15 protein-coding genes and 1 tRNA gene are annotated in these 15,472 nt (G+C 55.6%); 11 read left to right on the forward strand and 5 right to left on the reverse strand.

The window, feature by feature from the left end; translation table 11 throughout:
• Positions 1-11 precede the first annotated feature (11 nt).
• The 11 genes from SH678x_RS11005 (at position 12) to SH678x_RS11055 (ending at position 10,316) form a co-directional block, all read left to right on the forward strand.
• Positions 12-710, forward strand: coding sequence for an RluA family pseudouridine synthase (locus tag SH678x_RS11005; RefSeq protein WP_496922961.1), 699 nt, complete (start codon positions 12-14; stop codon positions 708-710).
• A 103-nt stretch (positions 711-813) separates the two neighbouring features.
• The gene (locus tag SH678x_RS11010; RefSeq protein ID WP_496922962.1) at positions 814-2,190 is read left to right on the forward strand and encodes a serine/threonine-protein kinase; all 1,377 of its coding nucleotides are present in this window, start codon (positions 814-816) and stop codon (positions 2,188-2,190) included.
• 114 nt (positions 2,191-2,304) lie between these two features.
• On the forward strand, positions 2,305-3,789 hold the full coding sequence (locus tag SH678x_RS11015) for an MFS transporter (RefSeq protein ID WP_496922963.1): 1,485 nt from the start codon (positions 2,305-2,307) through the stop codon (positions 3,787-3,789).
• A gap of 145 nt (positions 3,790-3,934) precedes the next feature.
• Positions 3,935-4,007 (forward strand) — tRNA-Phe (locus SH678x_RS11020).
• Positions 4,008-5,440: 1,433 nt separating this feature from the next.
• Positions 5,441-5,878: a tetratricopeptide repeat protein gene (locus SH678x_RS11025; protein WP_496922964.1), complete on the forward strand. Its 438-nt coding sequence runs from the start codon at positions 5,441-5,443 to the stop codon at positions 5,876-5,878.
• 274 nt (positions 5,879-6,152) lie between these two features.
• Complete coding sequence (locus SH678x_RS11030) at positions 6,153-7,268, forward strand: hypothetical protein (RefSeq protein WP_496922965.1); 1,116 nt, start codon at positions 6,153-6,155, stop codon at positions 7,266-7,268.
• Between the two features lie 181 nt (positions 7,269-7,449).
• Positions 7,450-7,791 carry an antibiotic biosynthesis monooxygenase family protein gene (locus SH678x_RS11035; protein ID WP_496922966.1) on the forward strand — a complete coding sequence of 114 codons (342 nt, stop codon included), beginning with the start codon at positions 7,450-7,452 and terminating at the stop codon, positions 7,789-7,791.
• A gap of 145 nt (positions 7,792-7,936) precedes the next feature.
• Entirely contained in the window at positions 7,937-8,170 is a 234-nt protein-coding gene (locus SH678x_RS11040; protein WP_496922967.1) for a hypothetical protein, read from the forward strand.
• A gap of 36 nt (positions 8,171-8,206) precedes the next feature.
• Entirely contained in the window at positions 8,207-8,446 is a 240-nt protein-coding gene (locus SH678x_RS11045; protein WP_496922968.1) for a hypothetical protein, read from the forward strand.
• Between the two features lie 140 nt (positions 8,447-8,586).
• Entirely contained in the window at positions 8,587-9,033 is a 447-nt protein-coding gene (locus tag SH678x_RS11050) for a hypothetical protein (protein ID WP_496922969.1), read from the forward strand.
• A 77-nt stretch (positions 9,034-9,110) separates the two neighbouring features.
• A complete protein-coding gene (locus tag SH678x_RS11055; RefSeq protein WP_496922970.1) occupies positions 9,111-10,316 on the forward strand; it encodes an NTP/NDP exchange transporter in 1,206 nt (401 codons plus the stop codon).
• Between the two features lie 47 nt (positions 10,317-10,363).
• Here SH678x_RS11055 and SH678x_RS11060 read toward each other — a convergent pair whose 3' ends face one another.
• The 5 genes from SH678x_RS11060 to SH678x_RS11080 all read right to left on the reverse strand — a co-directional run bounded on the left by SH678x_RS11060 (position 10,364) and on the right by SH678x_RS11080 (position 15,094).
• Positions 10,364-11,200, reverse strand: a complete 837-nt coding sequence (locus SH678x_RS11060; protein WP_496922971.1) for an SMP-30/gluconolactonase/LRE family protein — start codon at positions 11,198-11,200, stop codon at positions 10,364-10,366.
• A 230-nt stretch (positions 11,201-11,430) separates the two neighbouring features.
• Positions 11,431-12,084: a heme-binding protein gene (locus SH678x_RS11065; protein WP_496922972.1), complete on the reverse strand. Its 654-nt coding sequence runs from the start codon at positions 12,082-12,084 to the stop codon at positions 11,431-11,433.
• 131 nt (positions 12,085-12,215) lie between these two features.
• Entirely contained in the window at positions 12,216-13,679 is a 1,464-nt protein-coding gene (locus SH678x_RS11070) for an SDR family oxidoreductase (protein ID WP_496922973.1), read from the reverse strand.
• A 71-nt stretch (positions 13,680-13,750) separates the two neighbouring features.
• The gene (locus SH678x_RS11075) at positions 13,751-14,494 is read right to left on the reverse strand and encodes an SDR family NAD(P)-dependent oxidoreductase (protein ID WP_496922974.1); all 744 of its coding nucleotides are present in this window, start codon (positions 14,492-14,494) and stop codon (positions 13,751-13,753) included.
• A 273-nt stretch (positions 14,495-14,767) separates the two neighbouring features.
• The gene (locus SH678x_RS11080) at positions 14,768-15,094 is read right to left on the reverse strand and encodes an HU family DNA-binding protein (RefSeq protein WP_496922975.1); all 327 of its coding nucleotides are present in this window, start codon (positions 15,092-15,094) and stop codon (positions 14,768-14,770) included.
• Between the last annotated feature and the right edge of the window lie 378 nt (positions 15,095-15,472).

The following is a 15,472-nucleotide window of genomic DNA, read 5'->3' on the forward strand; positions in this document are numbered from 1 at the left end:
GATTTGTGAATATGCCGGAACGCTTCAATCATAACCTGGATGTGCTGTTCGAGGATAATCATTTGCTGGTCGTCAACAAGCCCGCGATGTTGCCGACGATGGGCGTGGCGGAAACCGATACGAGCCTGTTAAAGCTCGCCAAGGAATACATCCGCGAGAAATATCAAAAGCCGGGGAATGTCTATCTCGGCATCGTGAGCCGGCTGGATACTCCCGTCACGGGGGTGACAGTTATAGCCCGCACTTCCAAAGCCGCTGCGCGGCTCTCCGAAGCGTTTCGCGAACGGAGCGTCAAGAAAGTTTATTGGGCCGTCGTGGCAGGTGAGCTACCCGAACCATCTGGCACGCTGGAAAATTATCTGCGCAAAGACGAACGCCATCGCAAAGTGCACGTCACCCATGCGACCGCGCCCGATGCTCAATTAGCGCGGTTGCGGTATCGCTTGCTCAAAACTGTCAGCGGCTTATCGCTGCTGGAGATTGAACTCGAAACAGGCCGCAAGCATCAAATTCGCGTGCAACTGGCCAAGTTGGGGTGTTCAATCGTCGGCGATCGCAAGTATGGCAGTCAGCGCGAGTTTTCGCGGGGGATCGCCCTGCATGCTCGGGAGTTGGTAATCGCGCATCCTGTACGTGGCGAACAGCTGGCATTCGTTGCACCTCTCCCCAAGGCTTGGCGAGCGGATCATCATTTTGCCGGATTATTCTAAACAGTGTGTGTACATGCTTGGCGCTCTTGGAAACGAGAAACTAGACTTAAATAACCGCGATCCACCAACTTCTTGAATTCTCCCAACGGCCCGGGCCAACTGCGTGCGAACAGAACGATCTATTCTTGAACAAGCCGGTTTGGCCAGTGGCCTGTTGACCGAGGAACAGATCGACCGCGCTTGGCAGGTGCTCATCGAATCGTTGCCGGCGGCGGACGTCACGCTCGAAAAAATCACCGACGAGCAACTCGCCGCGCAGATGATTGCCCTGGGTTACTTGAATCGCTGGCAAGCGGAGCAACTTCGTCAGGGCCGCACCAAGTTTAACTTGGGTGCTTATCGCATTCTCGATGCCATCGGTCACGGTGGCATGGGTTGGGTCTTCAAATGCGAACACGGTCTCTTAGGTCGTGTCGAAGCAATCAAGGTCCTCCCCAAAAATCAAACCAACCCGAATTCCATCGCCAGTTTCTTGCGCGAGATTCGTGCTCAAGCACAGCTCAACCATCCGAATCTGGTCCATCTGACGTATGCTGACACCGACGGCGACACCTATTTCCTCGTGACGGAATATGTCCCCGGCACGGACTTGCGAAAAATGGTGCGGCATCACGGTCCGCTGATGATGAACGAGGCGGCGGTGATTATTTCGCAAGCCGCCGAAGCTTTGTCCCATGCCCACGGCCGTGGACTCATTCACCGCGACGTAAAGCCTGGGAACATATTGATCACGACCGATGGCCGTAGCAAATTGGCGGATCTGGGCTTGGCCTATTTTTATTCCGACGATCAGCAGTCGGGCCAGAAAAAGCCCCGGCACATCGTCGGCACGGCTGACTACATAGCCCCCGAAATTATTGTGTCGCCCGATGTCTTGCGCACCGTGAGCGACATCTATTCCTTGGGTTGCACGCTCTATTACGCCGTGACCGGCAAGGTGCCATTCCCCGGCGGTGACACTGCCGACAAGCTTCGTCGCCAATTGGATGAAGCCCCGATCGCGCCTCAGCGGTTGAATCCCGCGGTGACGGAAGAGTTTTCCCAAGTGATTGCCGCGATGATGGAAAAACGCCCCGCCGACCGCGTTGCGACGGCTGAGGGAGTGACTGAACTTCTCAGACCTTGGGTCAATAATTCAAGTAGTGCCGCGCAGCAGCACGTTGGCAACCTCACGAAACTGCCCCCCAAGGTGAAGCACGAATCTCCTTTGGCTGATACGATTGCTGTGGAATACGAAGCTGGTGAAACCATGGGACGCCAAGAGGAAAGCACCGATTCCAGTTCATTAGGCGGAGCGACGCTGCCGCAAATCGTGGCTGAAGAACGCGCGCGGGCCGAAGCTGAGCGGCTCAAGGAATTGGAAAAAGAACGCGCCAAAGCCGAGCGTGTTTTGCCGCTCGATCGCATCATCACCGTGATGGTGACGCTCGCCGTAGTGATCGCCGGTGCGGCGGTTTATCTCATGGTTACCGGGAAATAGCGCGGGCTGCTCGCTTAAGCGAGCAGTCCAGACATTCAATCCCTACACGCACACCCCCAAAGCTGCTACGATCCAGCCATCTCTTTTCTGCTGCCGGATGGGTTTGAGGACGTGATGGCAACTTCTCAATCAGAAGAATCTCGCTGGGACGATCGCTTCATACGGTGGCTGTGGTGGGGACGACCCGCGGCAACGACCGTTGAAGAACGAACCCGCCGCCGTGTCTGGCTCCATCTGCTCCCGATTCTTTTTGGCCTGTACATTCTCGCCTACATCGACCGCTCGAATATCGCGGTGGCGAAATTCGGCATGAACCGGCCCGTCGAAGAACAAGGGCTCGGCTTCAATAACGAGATCATCGGCTTCGGCAGCGGCGTTTTCTTTTGGGGATATTGGATTCTCGAAATCCCCAGCACGCTCAGCGTCGAACGCCGCGGTGCCCGCCGTGTTTTCTTTCGGATTCTCGTGATGTGGGGACTCGTGGCCGTGCTGATGGGCTTTATGGGAATGCCCATCATGGAAACCTTGTTCGGCTGGTTACCCCAACTCCCCGCGCCGGCAAGTTGGCCTTGGCTGGCGAGCATCGCGCGGCATTGGAACGAACTCGGCACCAACCCCGAAAGCCAGTTTTACTTTCTGCGGTTCATGCTCGGTTTTTTTGAAGGGGGCTTCTTTCCCACGGTCGTCATGTACCTGTCGATCTGGTTCAAAGCCCAGCATCGTGGCAAGGCCATGGCGAGTTTCATGGCCGCGATGCCGTTGTCGATGGTGCTCGGAACACCTCTTTCGCAGTGGATCGGCGACAACATCAACTGGGGCGGGCTCGCCGGGTGGCGTTGGATTTATATTCTCGAAGGGATCGCGCCGGTGCTGGCGGGCGTCGGCGTGTGGTTCTGTTTGCCCGACCGTCCGCAGAAAGCTCAATGGCTCAAAGACGACGAACGCGAATGGCTGCTGAAAACCCTATCCGATGAACACGCCACTCGTGCAGCTCGCGAGCAAGGCGCGTGGCACAAACATGTGGGCATCGTCTTGCTGCTCACGCTTGTCTATTTTTGCCAGAATGCCGTGGCTTACAGCATCTCGACATTCATGCCAAGCATCGTGAAGGCCCAAGTCGGCACCAGCGAAAATGCTGCGGCCTGGATCACCGCGCTCATTTACTTCGTTGGCTTCCTCGGCATGCAGTTCAACGCCTGGCATTCCGACCTCAAACACGAGCGTATCTGGCACGTCGCGATCCCCATGCTTTTTGTCGGAACGGGACTGCTGCTGGTGAGCCAAAGTGCCGGCCAGCCGCTGCTGGGGCTGATGTTCCTGATCGCCTTTGTGGGGAGCAACATGTACACGCATGTGCCGCCGTTTTGGGCCATCCCCACGCTGTTTCTCGGATCGACCGCCGCCGCCTCGGCCATCGGCTTTATCAACATGGTGGGCAACTTCGGCGGCTCGGTGGGACCTGTCATCGTGGGCGAGGCCGCCGATCAGGGGGACTTCGCCACGGGCTTGATGCGGGTCGCCCCCTTCCCACTGATTGCCGCCACGATCGTGCTGGTGATCGGTTATGCACGCCGGGAACGAAAGCCCGAACCTCGCTGAGCCCGCATGGTCCGTACAATCGTTAGATCAGTTTTGCCGGCAAAAATAAGGTAGGCTTTGGCCTGAGAACGGCCCCCGCGAGCCGATTGACACTCCCGGGAGTCCTTTCTACGATGGCAAATTACCCGCGACTTGTTGCGGTGTTGGTTAGGTAGCTCAGTTGGTAGAGCACTGGACTGAAAATCCAGGTGTCGCCGGTTCGATCCCGGCCCTGACCACTTTTTCTTTTTTGGCTTTCGGCCATTCCACCTGCGGGGTGCTGGTTTTTTCCGCTCTTTTATCGCAGCGGACACGCTGCTTGTCTAAAATCCTCGACATTCTCTCGAAGCGGCCAAGGATAGACCACGTTTCTGGCCAAGCGGCCAACATTTCCCCCAAGTGGTCAAAGTTTTTAGGGGGGCAACTGCCACTTGGGATTCCGAGGACGGAATCTCAACGCAGAGGTAGCGCAGTTGATCGGACAGTCCGAAAGTCCGACCGTACCTAGGGCCAATCGACGTCATATCCGATGGTCGGTTTATCCAAGTTTTCAAAGAGCAAAGCCTGCACGCGACGGCAACCCGCTGTGTGACAATATACATCAGTACACTCTACCGCAGCGGGTGGCCAATTTCTATCACAAAGAAGACTCTCGCGGAAAAAAAACGAGTTTCTCAACTTCGACCCCAGAAACTTCCAGGAATCGGTTACGCGTTCCATGCGAAAACCCACAACCAAGTGTGGTCGCGGCTAAGGTCGGTTTGGTGTATTTCTTGTCGCGGCTGTATATTGGCGGTCGATCTCCCTCTATGTCAGGCAACTAAATTTATTCATTACGCGGATATGTGGCTCGGCCTCCAAATTTGTTGGCTTGCATTCGCTGTGATAGCGTTTGGCTACGGTTTCTACACCGAATGGACGCAATCGAGATCTGATGGACGAGTCGCAATTGTAGCGACACTTCCATTTGCTGTTGCTGCTGCACTTTTCCTTTCAATGGCGTTCGCAGCTCCACCGGGCGGTGTCCCCTGGTGGGGCGGGCTACTGGCATTTCCGATAGTCACTTTGGTGCTTGGGAAGTTAATCTCAATGGCGAACGGGAAACGCTTTATTTCCCTACCCCGATGTGCCAACTGCGAAGCTCCTGAATGTTCTCTGTGGGTGCACTTTGGGACACATCGTCAACCGCAACTTGTCACAATTCAGATTGGCAACTGGCTCTCGCTTCAGCGATGCGATGAGTGTGAGGCGCTGTGGTGTACGAGCCCGTATGAACCTTATGCCTCATTCGAATACTCGGTGCTCTGGCCGTATTCTGTAGCAAAATGGTTACACCTCCATTCTCTTGACGATGGACAAACGCTTCGCAAGTGGCATGCATTTGCGATTGGTCAACGATACCGTGCTCTCCCCTATGAACAGCGAAAACAAGTAGACCGACACCGGCAACGTAGCGGCGGCCATAATCCAATCGACAATCCTCAGGCATTCGAGGCAAGTCCCTTACCTGACAATTCCCAAAGCACCTAACAAGTTGCTACCGTTGCCCCGCGAACAAGTGTGGTCGCGGCTAGGGCCGGTTTGGTGTTTCTTGTCGCGGCGGTATACTGGCGGTCGATCCCGCTCGCTCGTGGGTGGGAGTAAGTCAGCCTTTTTGCTAGGATAACTTCAGATGTTCGACCCGGATGTGGCAGCAAGCGCTGACCCGATCGTGCATTATCAGTTTGCCCATCGCTGCCAATCGTTTGGTGATTTCGAGACTGCAATAAAGCACTTCAAATACGCAATCTCATTAGATCCAGATCATCTTGATCCCGAGGTGTATGCCTTTACTGCTTGGTTGCTCGCTATGTGTCCTCAAGAGGCAGTTCGCGAGAGTTTCTTGGCTGTCGAATACGCCACTATGGCCTGTGAACTTACTGGGTGGAAAGAGGGTTGGACCATGAGCATTCTTGCCGCAGCGCTAGCGGAAACCGGTGATCTTGCTCAGGCGATTGAACGTCAATCGCAAGCATGCGAGCATGCGTTTGATTTCGATTGTGAAATGCTGCAGGAGATTCTTAAATGCCTCAAGTCGGGCCGTGCCATTCCGTTCGAGTACTACCCTTAGCAGCGCCAGTTTGCTACCAAAGACCCGCGACCAAGTGCGGTTGCGGCTAGGGCCGGTTTGGTGTTTTTCTTAGCCTATACTGCCGCTGACCGGGCGATTTCTCTCGCCAATGGTAAACCTTAACGGCTATTCCGCGCACTCCTATTAATTCGGTGGAGTCATGCGTGGGGTAAATACCGCGCCAAACTGCTAGCTGTAGCCGATTCCTTCTTTGAAGTCTTGATGCAATGAGGCACTCGCGCTCATTGATCGTTCCAATCAACGGAGTGATTGTATGTCTGGCAAATGGTATCTTGTCGGCGCGGTAGTTCTTGGCTTTCTAGCAGGCCGCGAGGCTGAAGCCGCAACGTCACTAGAGGTCGCATTGGCCGACGTGGTGTGGGACGAACCAACACTAAGCCTTGACGACGATTCCAACTCCGCCGTTCCCTTGGCTGGAGAGACCTACGCGACGGACGCAAGTTCGCTCATCTCCTGCTGTAGCTGTGAAGAGAGTGTCTGCGACGATTGTTGTGGCGCAGTCGATTGTGGCTTGGGCGTAAATTACTGCTGCCCTAAGTGGTACGCCACCATCGGCGCCGTGATTTTGGATCGCGAAACGCCGTCTGCGGGAACGATTATTGCCGCCAACCCAGCTTTAACTCCGTTTTCATCAGCCCAAGATTTTGATTTCGATTGGGAGGGTGGCCCCGAGGTCGCACTCGCCCGGCGCTTCGATAATGGCTATATCGTGGAAGGTCGTTACTTCGGTGTCGATCATTCAGCGGACATCGCATTCATTACTCCAGGTAATTTCATCGGCGCGGGATTCACTGGTCCGGGCGGAGTTTCGTTCACGGGTCGTTATCTGACCAAACTCGACAACGCCGAGATCAATGTTCGTAAGCAAGTCGGTGATCGACTCACATTGTTGACGGGCTTTCGCTGGCTTGAGTTGCAAGACGAAGTGGACTACACGATTAACGCCGGCGTGGCTCGGGGCAATTACGCTTACGACAATCGCCTCTATGGTGGTCAGGTGGGCGGGAATTTCGCCATTATTGAACCGGGCCGCCGTCTGATGGCGAACATCGAAAGTAAGGCGGGCATTTTCGGCAACGACGTCGATGGTGGTATTAGGGAATTCCAAGGAGCTAACCCGATCGGTAGCTTTCTTGGCAGCGACACGACCACATCCTTCGTAGGTGAAATCAATCTCACCACCGGCTACCGGCTCACCAATCACATCGCCGTTCGAGGTGGTTATCAACTTCTGTGGATCGAAAACTTGGCGCTCGCCAGTGACGCTGCCAGCCGCAGCTTACAGAATCCGAGTCTATTAACCACAGTCTCTGACGATGCCGGCCTCTTCTACCACGGAGCGACCTGCGGCATCGATTTTGTGTGGTAGTCGTCGAGCCGATTTCAAAAACCGGGGCTAGCGACCTGCGGCTGACAAATCTGCCGCCATGCGCTAGCGTCCGGTTCTGCTTGTCATAATTGACAACCGCTATTCAAAGACACAGAATGCTCGCAGAATTATCCAGGAACAACTTTGTAAATCCTTGATAGGCGCTGCACACGTGTCGAACATGCCCACCCCCAACGAAATCGCCACGACACCCCAGCCGCCCTACTACGCGGTCATTTTCACTACCCTTCGCACTGAAGGCGACCGAGGCTACGGCCAGATGGCCGATCGCATGGTGGAGTTGGCGTCACAACAGCCTGGTTTTCTCGGCATGGAGAGCGCGCGCACAGCCGGGGGCTTGGGCATCACGGTCTCGTATTGGTCGAGTGAAGAGGCAATCGCGGCTTGGAAGGCCCACGCCGAACACGCTGTGGCCCAAGAGACGGGCGAGCGAGTCTGGTATTCTGATTACCATTTGCGAGTTGCTCGTGTTGAGAGAGCGTATGGGAAGCATGTGGCGTAACTAAAGCTGCCGAAGACCCGCCACCAAGTGTGGTCGCGGCTAGGGGCCGGTTTGGTGTTTTTTTTGTCGCGGCGGTATACTGGCGGTCGATCCCGCTCGCTCGAGGGTGGGAAAGCAATTTTTTGCGGGTGGGCGGAATCACGTGATGAATGAGCTTTCATCAGGTTACCAAACCATGCGTGGCAGCGATGTTCAGCGCAATGGGATGTACTTGGAATTAATTGAAGTAAGCACTGGCGACGAGGTCGCCGAAGTGTTTTTTTCAGATTCGACACACGAAATGGTGATTTCGATTTTCAAGCCGGAGTTGCCATTACCAGTTGTCGAACTACTTATTGACAGAGCGAAGAACAGTTTACCGCCGTCACATCTGGCCTAGTTGGTGCCTGTCGTGTGCTATCGAGGAGTCACGGTCATGAAAGAAAGCGCTCGTTACGTCAAGATCGTCGAATGGTCTGAGGAAGACGCATGTTATGTCGGAAGTTCACCAGGACTTTTATTCGGCGGCTGTCACGGCGACGATGAGCAGCAAGTGTTTGACGAACTCTGTCAGATCGTCGAAGAGACTATCGAACTCTATCATCAAGATGGCAAACCGTTGCCTCCTCCAACTTCAGGTCGCGATTTTGCGAACAGGATGCAGGATGTCGCCTAGAATCTTCCTTGAGCCCAAACGCGCTAGCGTGGGGTTCTTCGATGATTGAACACGGTCCGTGAATTTCAAGAACCCGCGGCTAGGAGTAAGTTCGTTAACGGTTCTCTTGAACGGCTTGCACTTTCGATAAGTTCTCAACCATGAACAAAGCCTTTGTCCGTGAGCAGGAAGATGACGGTCGGGCGTATTGTCCGCGTTGCCGGTCGCTGGGCATTGCGGTGGAAGCTGGGCCGCTCGATACGCACATTCGGCCTGAATTCCGCGCAAAATTGGGCGACTACGCCTGGTGCTGCAATTATCAGTACTGCGATGTCGCGTACTTCAACCAGTTCGAAGTGACTGTCGCCATCGGCGAGCTGAAATCTCCTATGTATCCGAAGGATCCCGATGCTCCGATCTGCGCCTGCTTCGGCTTCACCTACGACGAGGTAGCCGCCGACGCGCGAGAAGAGACGCCCTTGCGCATCCGCGACCTGCTGGCGAAGTCGAAATCACCGGCGGCGAATTGCCGAACACTTGCCGCCGACGGCCGCTGCTGTATGACTGCCGTGCAATCGCTCTATATGAAACTGCGATCGCCAGCTTAAATGCGAATCAGCAGCAGCTCTGGCGTTGGCCAAACGGCGTGGTGCGGTAGGCCAGTATTGCAGTATGATTGGGGCCTATGAGCTTCCGTCTCTTCGTTTCCTGTGCTTGGTTTTTTCTTGTCCTGTTTTCGTATTACGTCCTAAAGCCGGTTCGCGATGCCTTGGCGACCGAGACGCGGCTGTTTGGGCCATTATATTTGGCGACGTTTCTGGCCGTGTGTGTTGCACTGCCGTTGTATTGGCGGATCGTGGCGCATACCACGCGGCGGCAGCTGGTGTTTGGCGTCTATCAGTTTTTCGTGGCGTGCCTGGTTCTGTTTGCGCTTCTTGTAGAACGCGGTTACGGGGACACGGTGTGGCTGCGAAATGCGTTCTTCGTGTGGGTGAGCGTCTTCAACCTGTACGTCGTGGCCGTGTTCTGGAGCGTGATGGCGGATTTGTTCTCCGCCGAGGAGGGGAAGACCTGGTTCGGCGCCATGGCCGCGGCGGGGACGACGGGCTCGATTATTGCGTCGCTCGTCGGCAACGTCGCCGCGCAAACGTTGGGCGTGGCCGGGTTGATGGTCATCGCAATTCTAGCGCTCGAACTCGCGATCGCGCTGGCGTGGTTGGCTTTGCGATCCGAGCAACGCGGCAGCGGCGAGACTGCACCCACGAGCGGTTCGCTCCGCGAAGGGCTGCGCACCGTGTTGGCTTCGCGCTATCTGCTGATGATCTGCGCATTCACAGCCATCGGCAAGTTCGCCGCGACGTTTGTTTACAACAACTTTCAGCACGCCTTGCGCGCCCAGGAGCTGGCGGTCGCCGAGCGGACGGAACTGTTTTCGGCAATGAATTTTTATTCGCAAACCGGCACACTCGCGTTCCAAGCCGTGCTGGCCGCGGCGCTGATGCGGCTGGTCGGCGTGGGCGCGACGTTGGCGGCAGCGTGCGGGGTGATCGTCGGCCTGTTCGCGTGGCTCAGCTTCGACGCGACCCTCTGGCCGCTGATGGTCGCCAAGGTGGTGCAGGAAATCGTGGGCTACGGCCTGCTGGTCCCCGCGCAGCAAGTGCTGTTCACAGTGGTCAGCCGCGCGGAAAAATATGAATCGAAGGCGTTCATCGACACGGTGGTATTCCGCGGCAGCGACGTCGCCGCCTCGAACGTCTGCGACGCGCTGGGGCGTTTTTCGATCAGCGCCGCGGTGATAGCAATTTTGCCCCTCACCGTGGCATGGATGGCGCTAGGGGCGTGGTTGGGGCGGGAGCAAGCGGGGCGGGCGAAAGGTGGGGATGGGAATTGAGGGGCGTAAATTTTCGATTTGTTGCAACCCGTGCAGCACACGTACGATTATGATTGCTTCCTGCCTCGGGCGGTAGAAAATGAGCTAGTTGCTGCGAGTGTGACTGCGAGAATTGCGCTCATTGCGATTGAGTTCGGTTCTGGAACGGCAGCGAAGGCTAGTCCGGAGGGACGCCCTAATGAGGGTCCAACCGTCGTAAGTGAACCATCGGCAAGATCGATTTTATAGAGGTTATAATCGGGCCCGTAACCGATGCCGTACATTGCACCATCCTCCGGTCTGACCGCGATATCTTCCATGCGTGACAACGCCAAAGTGTCGATAACTGAGGTCGCCCCGTTGGATTTATCAATCGCGACCAGATTGTTACCATTGCCCACACCGTACAAATTGCCTTGTACGTCGAAACCAAGTCCTTTCTCTACCTGTACGGTTGTGTTGCCGACCAACGTGGCAACTCCGGTATTTGGGTTCAGACGATAGAGTGCGCTGGCCGTGGTTGCATAGAAGCCGCCATCGATTGGGTCAATCGCCAGAGTCTCGACTGTATTGACGAGATTTATATTGACCATTGAAACGAGTTGATGTTTGGCAGGATTTACTGAGAGCAACTCGTTGCCCCCACCGCCAAAACGCACGGCCCAAACGAGACCGCCCTGCGAGATGGGTTCGGCAGCGAGGTCGCGCACTGCCGTGCGGATCAATCCGTCACCACTTTTGCTAACTGCCCCAACACCGCCGGTCGATTGATCGACCGGATAAAGATCGACCGACCCACTATTTCCAGCTACGACCGACCACAATTGCGATGCTGATAAGGGAACTGATAGAAACAGCGAACCAAAGAAAAGGGATACAACCGCGGCATAGTTCGAGCTTTTCACGATTCAATTCCTGTGACATCGGTTTAGCGGCGAGAATGGAGATTAGCCTTAGATATCAGTTTATCCGTTGGGTGCTTTACGACTACCCGAGGTGTCGTCGACCCTGGGACGCCGTGGTTTAGCGGGGTTGCGAAACCGCTCGGCTTTGCTTCGCGACGCCTTACGGCTAACGCACTAAACAAGAAATCTAATCCGGGATTATTCTGAGTAAAAAATTCTTGGGCTGCACGTTATTTTTCCGCATTCTTCTCTTGAATCGGCAGTTGCAGTTCCCAAAAATTTTTGGAGCGTTCGAGCATCGGGCTGTTGTAGCCCAAAATGCGATAATCGCCGGCCCGTTCCACGTCTGGCAATTCCTTGAGTCGCGCTTCGATGGCGGCTTGGCCCTTCTTGACCAACTCCGGTTTCGAATCACCCTGATAGGCAATGCTCAGCACCCGCATGGCGGGCATGTCGGCCACTTCCACGGGCCCCGCCTCGTGTGGCTTGTCGAGGGAGTTCTTTTCGAGCAGGAAATGCATCCGGTCGAAGGGGACAGGGACACCATCGCCGGGGGCAGGCTGGCTCGTGTCGAGCTCGGGGCTGCATTCCATGACGACGGGGGCAGTCATCTTATGTTGATTCGTCGTGAGATAGACGAAGCATTTCATGAACGAATCCGCGCCGGTTGCCGAGTAGGAGCGCACCACCGGGTAGGTCTTTTCGACAACCTTGCCGGGTTCGCTCGGCGGCGGAAACCCTTCGGGAAGCGGGGCCTCCTCGACATAGCCGGCAGGAAGATCGGCTTTCTCTGGAGTTTCAGCCAGCGCGGCCTGGGTTCCGATCACGTTGGTGATGAGACAAACAACAAATGAGAACGGGGCGGCAAGGGAGTTAATATTCATGTGAGAGCTTAGTTTCGATAAATTGCGTGTGTCCAGGTTTAGCGGGCACCTATTGATTCGCTCAGACAACGTCGGTAGATGCAAACTAAGAAAAACGACTGTGAAGCAGCGTAGTTTCGGGCAATATTTCACTATTCATTTTTTGTGCCAACCTGCTCTGCTGCCCGTGCGAGGTTCCGCAACATGCCGGCAAACACGCGTTGGTGAAGGGGATAGATGCCGTACCAATAAATCAGTCCGAACAGCCCCAGGGGATCGAAGATCGCTGTTTGACGAATCGTGCTCCCCTTGGCAGTCGGTGTGACTTCAAACTCTAGCCACGCCCGACCGGGAAGCTTCATTTCGGCATTGAGTCGCAATCGATGGGGCACTTCGTAATGTTCCACGCGCCAAAAATCGACGGGATCGCCGACGCGCAGCTGCTCGGAATCGCGGCGGCCACGGCGCACGCCGACGCCACCCACAAGCAAGTCGAGGAAACCGCGCAGCGACCAGAGCCAGTTGCCGTAGTACCAACCGGTGCGGCCACCAATGCGGCGAATCGGCGTGAAGGCCTGCTCAGGGGGAACGTCGACCGTGACGGTTCTGGAATCGACGAGTCGCGAACCAAAACGCAAGCCACCCCAGCTACGCGGCACTCCCGCGGACGAGTAGGCGTCGGACCAGCAAGTTTCGGCGAATTCGCGATCTTCATTCACTAAGGCCCTGGCAATCGCCGCAGGGACCGAGCGTGGCCGGACTGAGAATGTGGTTTCGGCCAAGCGGTTTGAAACAAGCGTCGGATTGCGCAGGCTGTCGACAAGTTTCCGCCCCACGCGGGCATATAAAGGTGTGACGAGCCCCAGCCACAGGCTCGATAGATAGGGCGTTAAGAAGGGAATTGGAATCATCCAACGCGTAAGCCCGCGCTGGCGAGCGTATTCGTTCATGAGTTGCCCATAGGAGACCTGATCGGGCCCCCCGATCTCAAAGATTTGCGAAGCCGTTGTCGGGAGTGAGATCACTTCCAGAAGATAACTCAACAAGTCTTCGACCGCGATCGGCTGGGCCTTCACCTGCACCCAGCGAGGACAGATCATCACGGGGAGCCTTTCAACCAGTGCGCGAATCATCTCGAATGAAAGGCTACCCGACCCAATGACTATCGACGCCCGGAACTCGATGACTTGCGTATGATGCGTCCGCAAGATGTCGCCGGTTTCTTGGCGACTGCGGAGATGCTTGGAAAGTTCTCGGTTGGCGTCGCCAAGTCCTCCCAGATAGATAATGCGGCGAACTCCCGCGTCCGTGGCGGCCTGGGCGAAGTTCTCCGCGGCGGTCCGGTCGACTTCTTCAAAATCACGATCCGCGCCCATCGAGTGGACGAAATAAAAAGCGGTGTCAACATCCACCATGGCTTTTGCCAGTGAGTCTCGATCCAGCACGTCGCCCGCGACGACTTCCGTCGACTCGCCAACGCGACCCGCCAGGGCTTCGGGACGGCGTGTGAGACAGCGCAGCCGATAGCCATTTTTTTCTAAGAGTGGCAATAGTCTGCCGCCGATATAGCCCGTCGCACCGGTGAGCAGGATCAGGTTGGTTGGATGCTTCTCCATCGCGCCTCGAGTTCAAAGAGTCTGAGTTGGCAGTGCACATCGTCCAAACAATTCCAATGCCCTGCTAAGGTTCAACTGGAGAGTCTGCGCTTCGGCTGCACGCGTGACAACCCTCCGTCGACTCCAATGACTTGGCCCGTGATCCAGTCATTGTGTGGATCGAGTAACCAGGTTGCGAGTGACGCCACGTGTTCGGGCTCTCCAATCCTCCCCAAGGCGTGCATCTCAGCCGAGGCCGTGGCCGAAGTGGAATTCTCCCAGATTCTGCGCGTGAGTTCGGATCGAACCAATCCCGGGCTGATGACGTTGACCCGGATATTGTGGGGAGCATAGGTGGCTGCGGCCGAGCGGGCCAGACCGACAACGCCTGCTTTGGCAGCGGCAATGGCTTCGTGATTAGAAATGCCAATTTCAGCGACCGCCGAGGCGAACAGGACGATCGATCCCCCCTGTTTGCGGAGGAGTTTGCCTCCCACGCGGACGGTCGCGAAAGCCGTAAATAAATTGGTCTCGAATACCTGTCTGAATTCTTCGTCCGAGGTCGCATGGGCCGGCTTTAGCAATAATGACCCACAGCAGTTAACCAACCCCGCGTAACCCTCACAGAGTTCTGATTTCGAGTTCAGCTCTTTTTCCAGAGAATCTGACGAGGTGAAATCGACGACTACAAATGGCTGACCGAGTTCCTTTGCTTGGCGGGCGAGCTTTTCATGATCTCGGCCCACGAGAAGCAGTCGTCGACCAGCACTCGCCAACCGCTCGGCCAACGTGCTGCCAATTGTTCCTGTCGATCCAAGTATGGCGATGGTTGACATAAAATTCAGCGAGTCTGCTCGGCACAGTGTCCATCAGCGAGCTCTTGGTGAACATTCCGACAAATTGCTCCTGCTCAGCCTACGGAGTTGTACCGTAGCGCCGAACACTTTCTTAACTGAACGCCGCCAAAACAGTGATCCGCGTGTAGGCAGTATGTCAATGTTCAGGGCGCAACAAAAAAGCCCGAGGAGATTGCTCCTCGGGCTCTTGTATGTTCGCCTTCGACTGGTTGATCGGTCTCTGTTCCGAAGCTCACGCTTCGTCGCAAAAACTTAAACCATGTCCTTCAACTTCTTCAGCGGACGAATCTTGATGATGTTGCGGGCTGGCTTGGCCTTGAACATCGTCTTTTCGCCGGTGAAGGGGTTGATGCCTTCGCGAGCTGGCGTGGCGGGCTTCTTCTGAACGACGATCTTGCACAGGCCGGGGATCGTGAAGGTCTCGGGACCCTTCTTGCCCAACGCTTTGGTGATTTCATCGTTGAGTGCGTCGAAGACAGCGCTCACGTCCTTCTTAGCCAGACCGGTTGTCTCGGCAATGCTGGCGTAGATCTCGGTTTTGGTAGGTGGTTTTTTTACTGGTGCAGCGGCTTTAGCCATGTTTGGAAACCCTCCATAGTGCTCTGGGTGATTAGGGATGCTAGGAATACGCTCTGAACCCTAGCACCTACAAATTGTTCGACGAGCTGATTTAATGCCTGCTGGCACGAAAATACAAGGCATATTTGCCTGTTTTGGCTAGAAAAATAGGGTTTTTTGGCAAAAAAGGACCCAGAGGGGCCATTTTGTCGCGGTTTGAGACGGATTTGTGATGATTTGCCGCACGATTATCGGCTTTTTCGCTACTGCGAATCTTCTGACCCGACGAATTCAATTGCCCGATTGGCAGTGGTGATCTAAGATTATACAAGGTAAAGATTTACGTGCTTTGGCCTGCCCCGCCGCCTGGGAAATGCGGCAATTTGGAACGATTTTTCT

The sequence above is a fragment of the Bythopirellula superficialaquae genome (assembly GCF_059632245.1).

Bases quoted from the DNA above. Each gene is read 5' to 3' on its own strand.
- SH678x_RS11080 (WP_496922975.1), bottom strand. From the start codon at position 15,094: ATGGCTAAAGCCGCTGCACCAGTAAAAAAACCACCTACCAAAACCGAG.
- SH678x_RS11065 (WP_496922972.1), bottom strand. From the start codon at position 12,084: ATGAATATTAACTCCCTTGCCGCCCCGTTCTCATTTGTTGTTTGTCTC.
- SH678x_RS11075 (WP_496922974.1), bottom strand. From the start codon at position 14,494: ATGTCAACCATCGCCATACTTGGATCGACAGGAACAATTGGCAGCACG.
- SH678x_RS11035 (WP_496922966.1), top strand. From the start codon at position 7,450: ATGCCCACCCCCAACGAAATCGCCACGACACCCCAGCCGCCCTACTAC.
- SH678x_RS11070 (WP_496922973.1), bottom strand. From the start codon at position 13,679: ATGGAGAAGCATCCAACCAACCTGATCCTGCTCACCGGTGCGACGGGC.
- SH678x_RS11045 (WP_496922968.1), top strand. From the start codon at position 8,207: ATGAAAGAAAGCGCTCGTTACGTCAAGATCGTCGAATGGTCTGAGGAA.
- SH678x_RS11025 (WP_496922964.1), top strand. From the start codon at position 5,441: ATGTTCGACCCGGATGTGGCAGCAAGCGCTGACCCGATCGTGCATTAT.
- SH678x_RS11055 (WP_496922970.1), top strand. From the start codon at position 9,111: ATGAGCTTCCGTCTCTTCGTTTCCTGTGCTTGGTTTTTTCTTGTCCTG.
- SH678x_RS11040 (WP_496922967.1), top strand. From the start codon at position 7,937: ATGAATGAGCTTTCATCAGGTTACCAAACCATGCGTGGCAGCGATGTT.
- SH678x_RS11015 (WP_496922963.1), top strand. From the start codon at position 2,305: ATGGCAACTTCTCAATCAGAAGAATCTCGCTGGGACGATCGCTTCATA.
- SH678x_RS11030 (WP_496922965.1), top strand. From the start codon at position 6,153: ATGTCTGGCAAATGGTATCTTGTCGGCGCGGTAGTTCTTGGCTTTCTA.
- SH678x_RS11005 (WP_496922961.1), top strand. From the start codon at position 12: ATGCCGGAACGCTTCAATCATAACCTGGATGTGCTGTTCGAGGATAAT.
- SH678x_RS11050 (WP_496922969.1), top strand. From the start codon at position 8,587: ATGAACAAAGCCTTTGTCCGTGAGCAGGAAGATGACGGTCGGGCGTAT.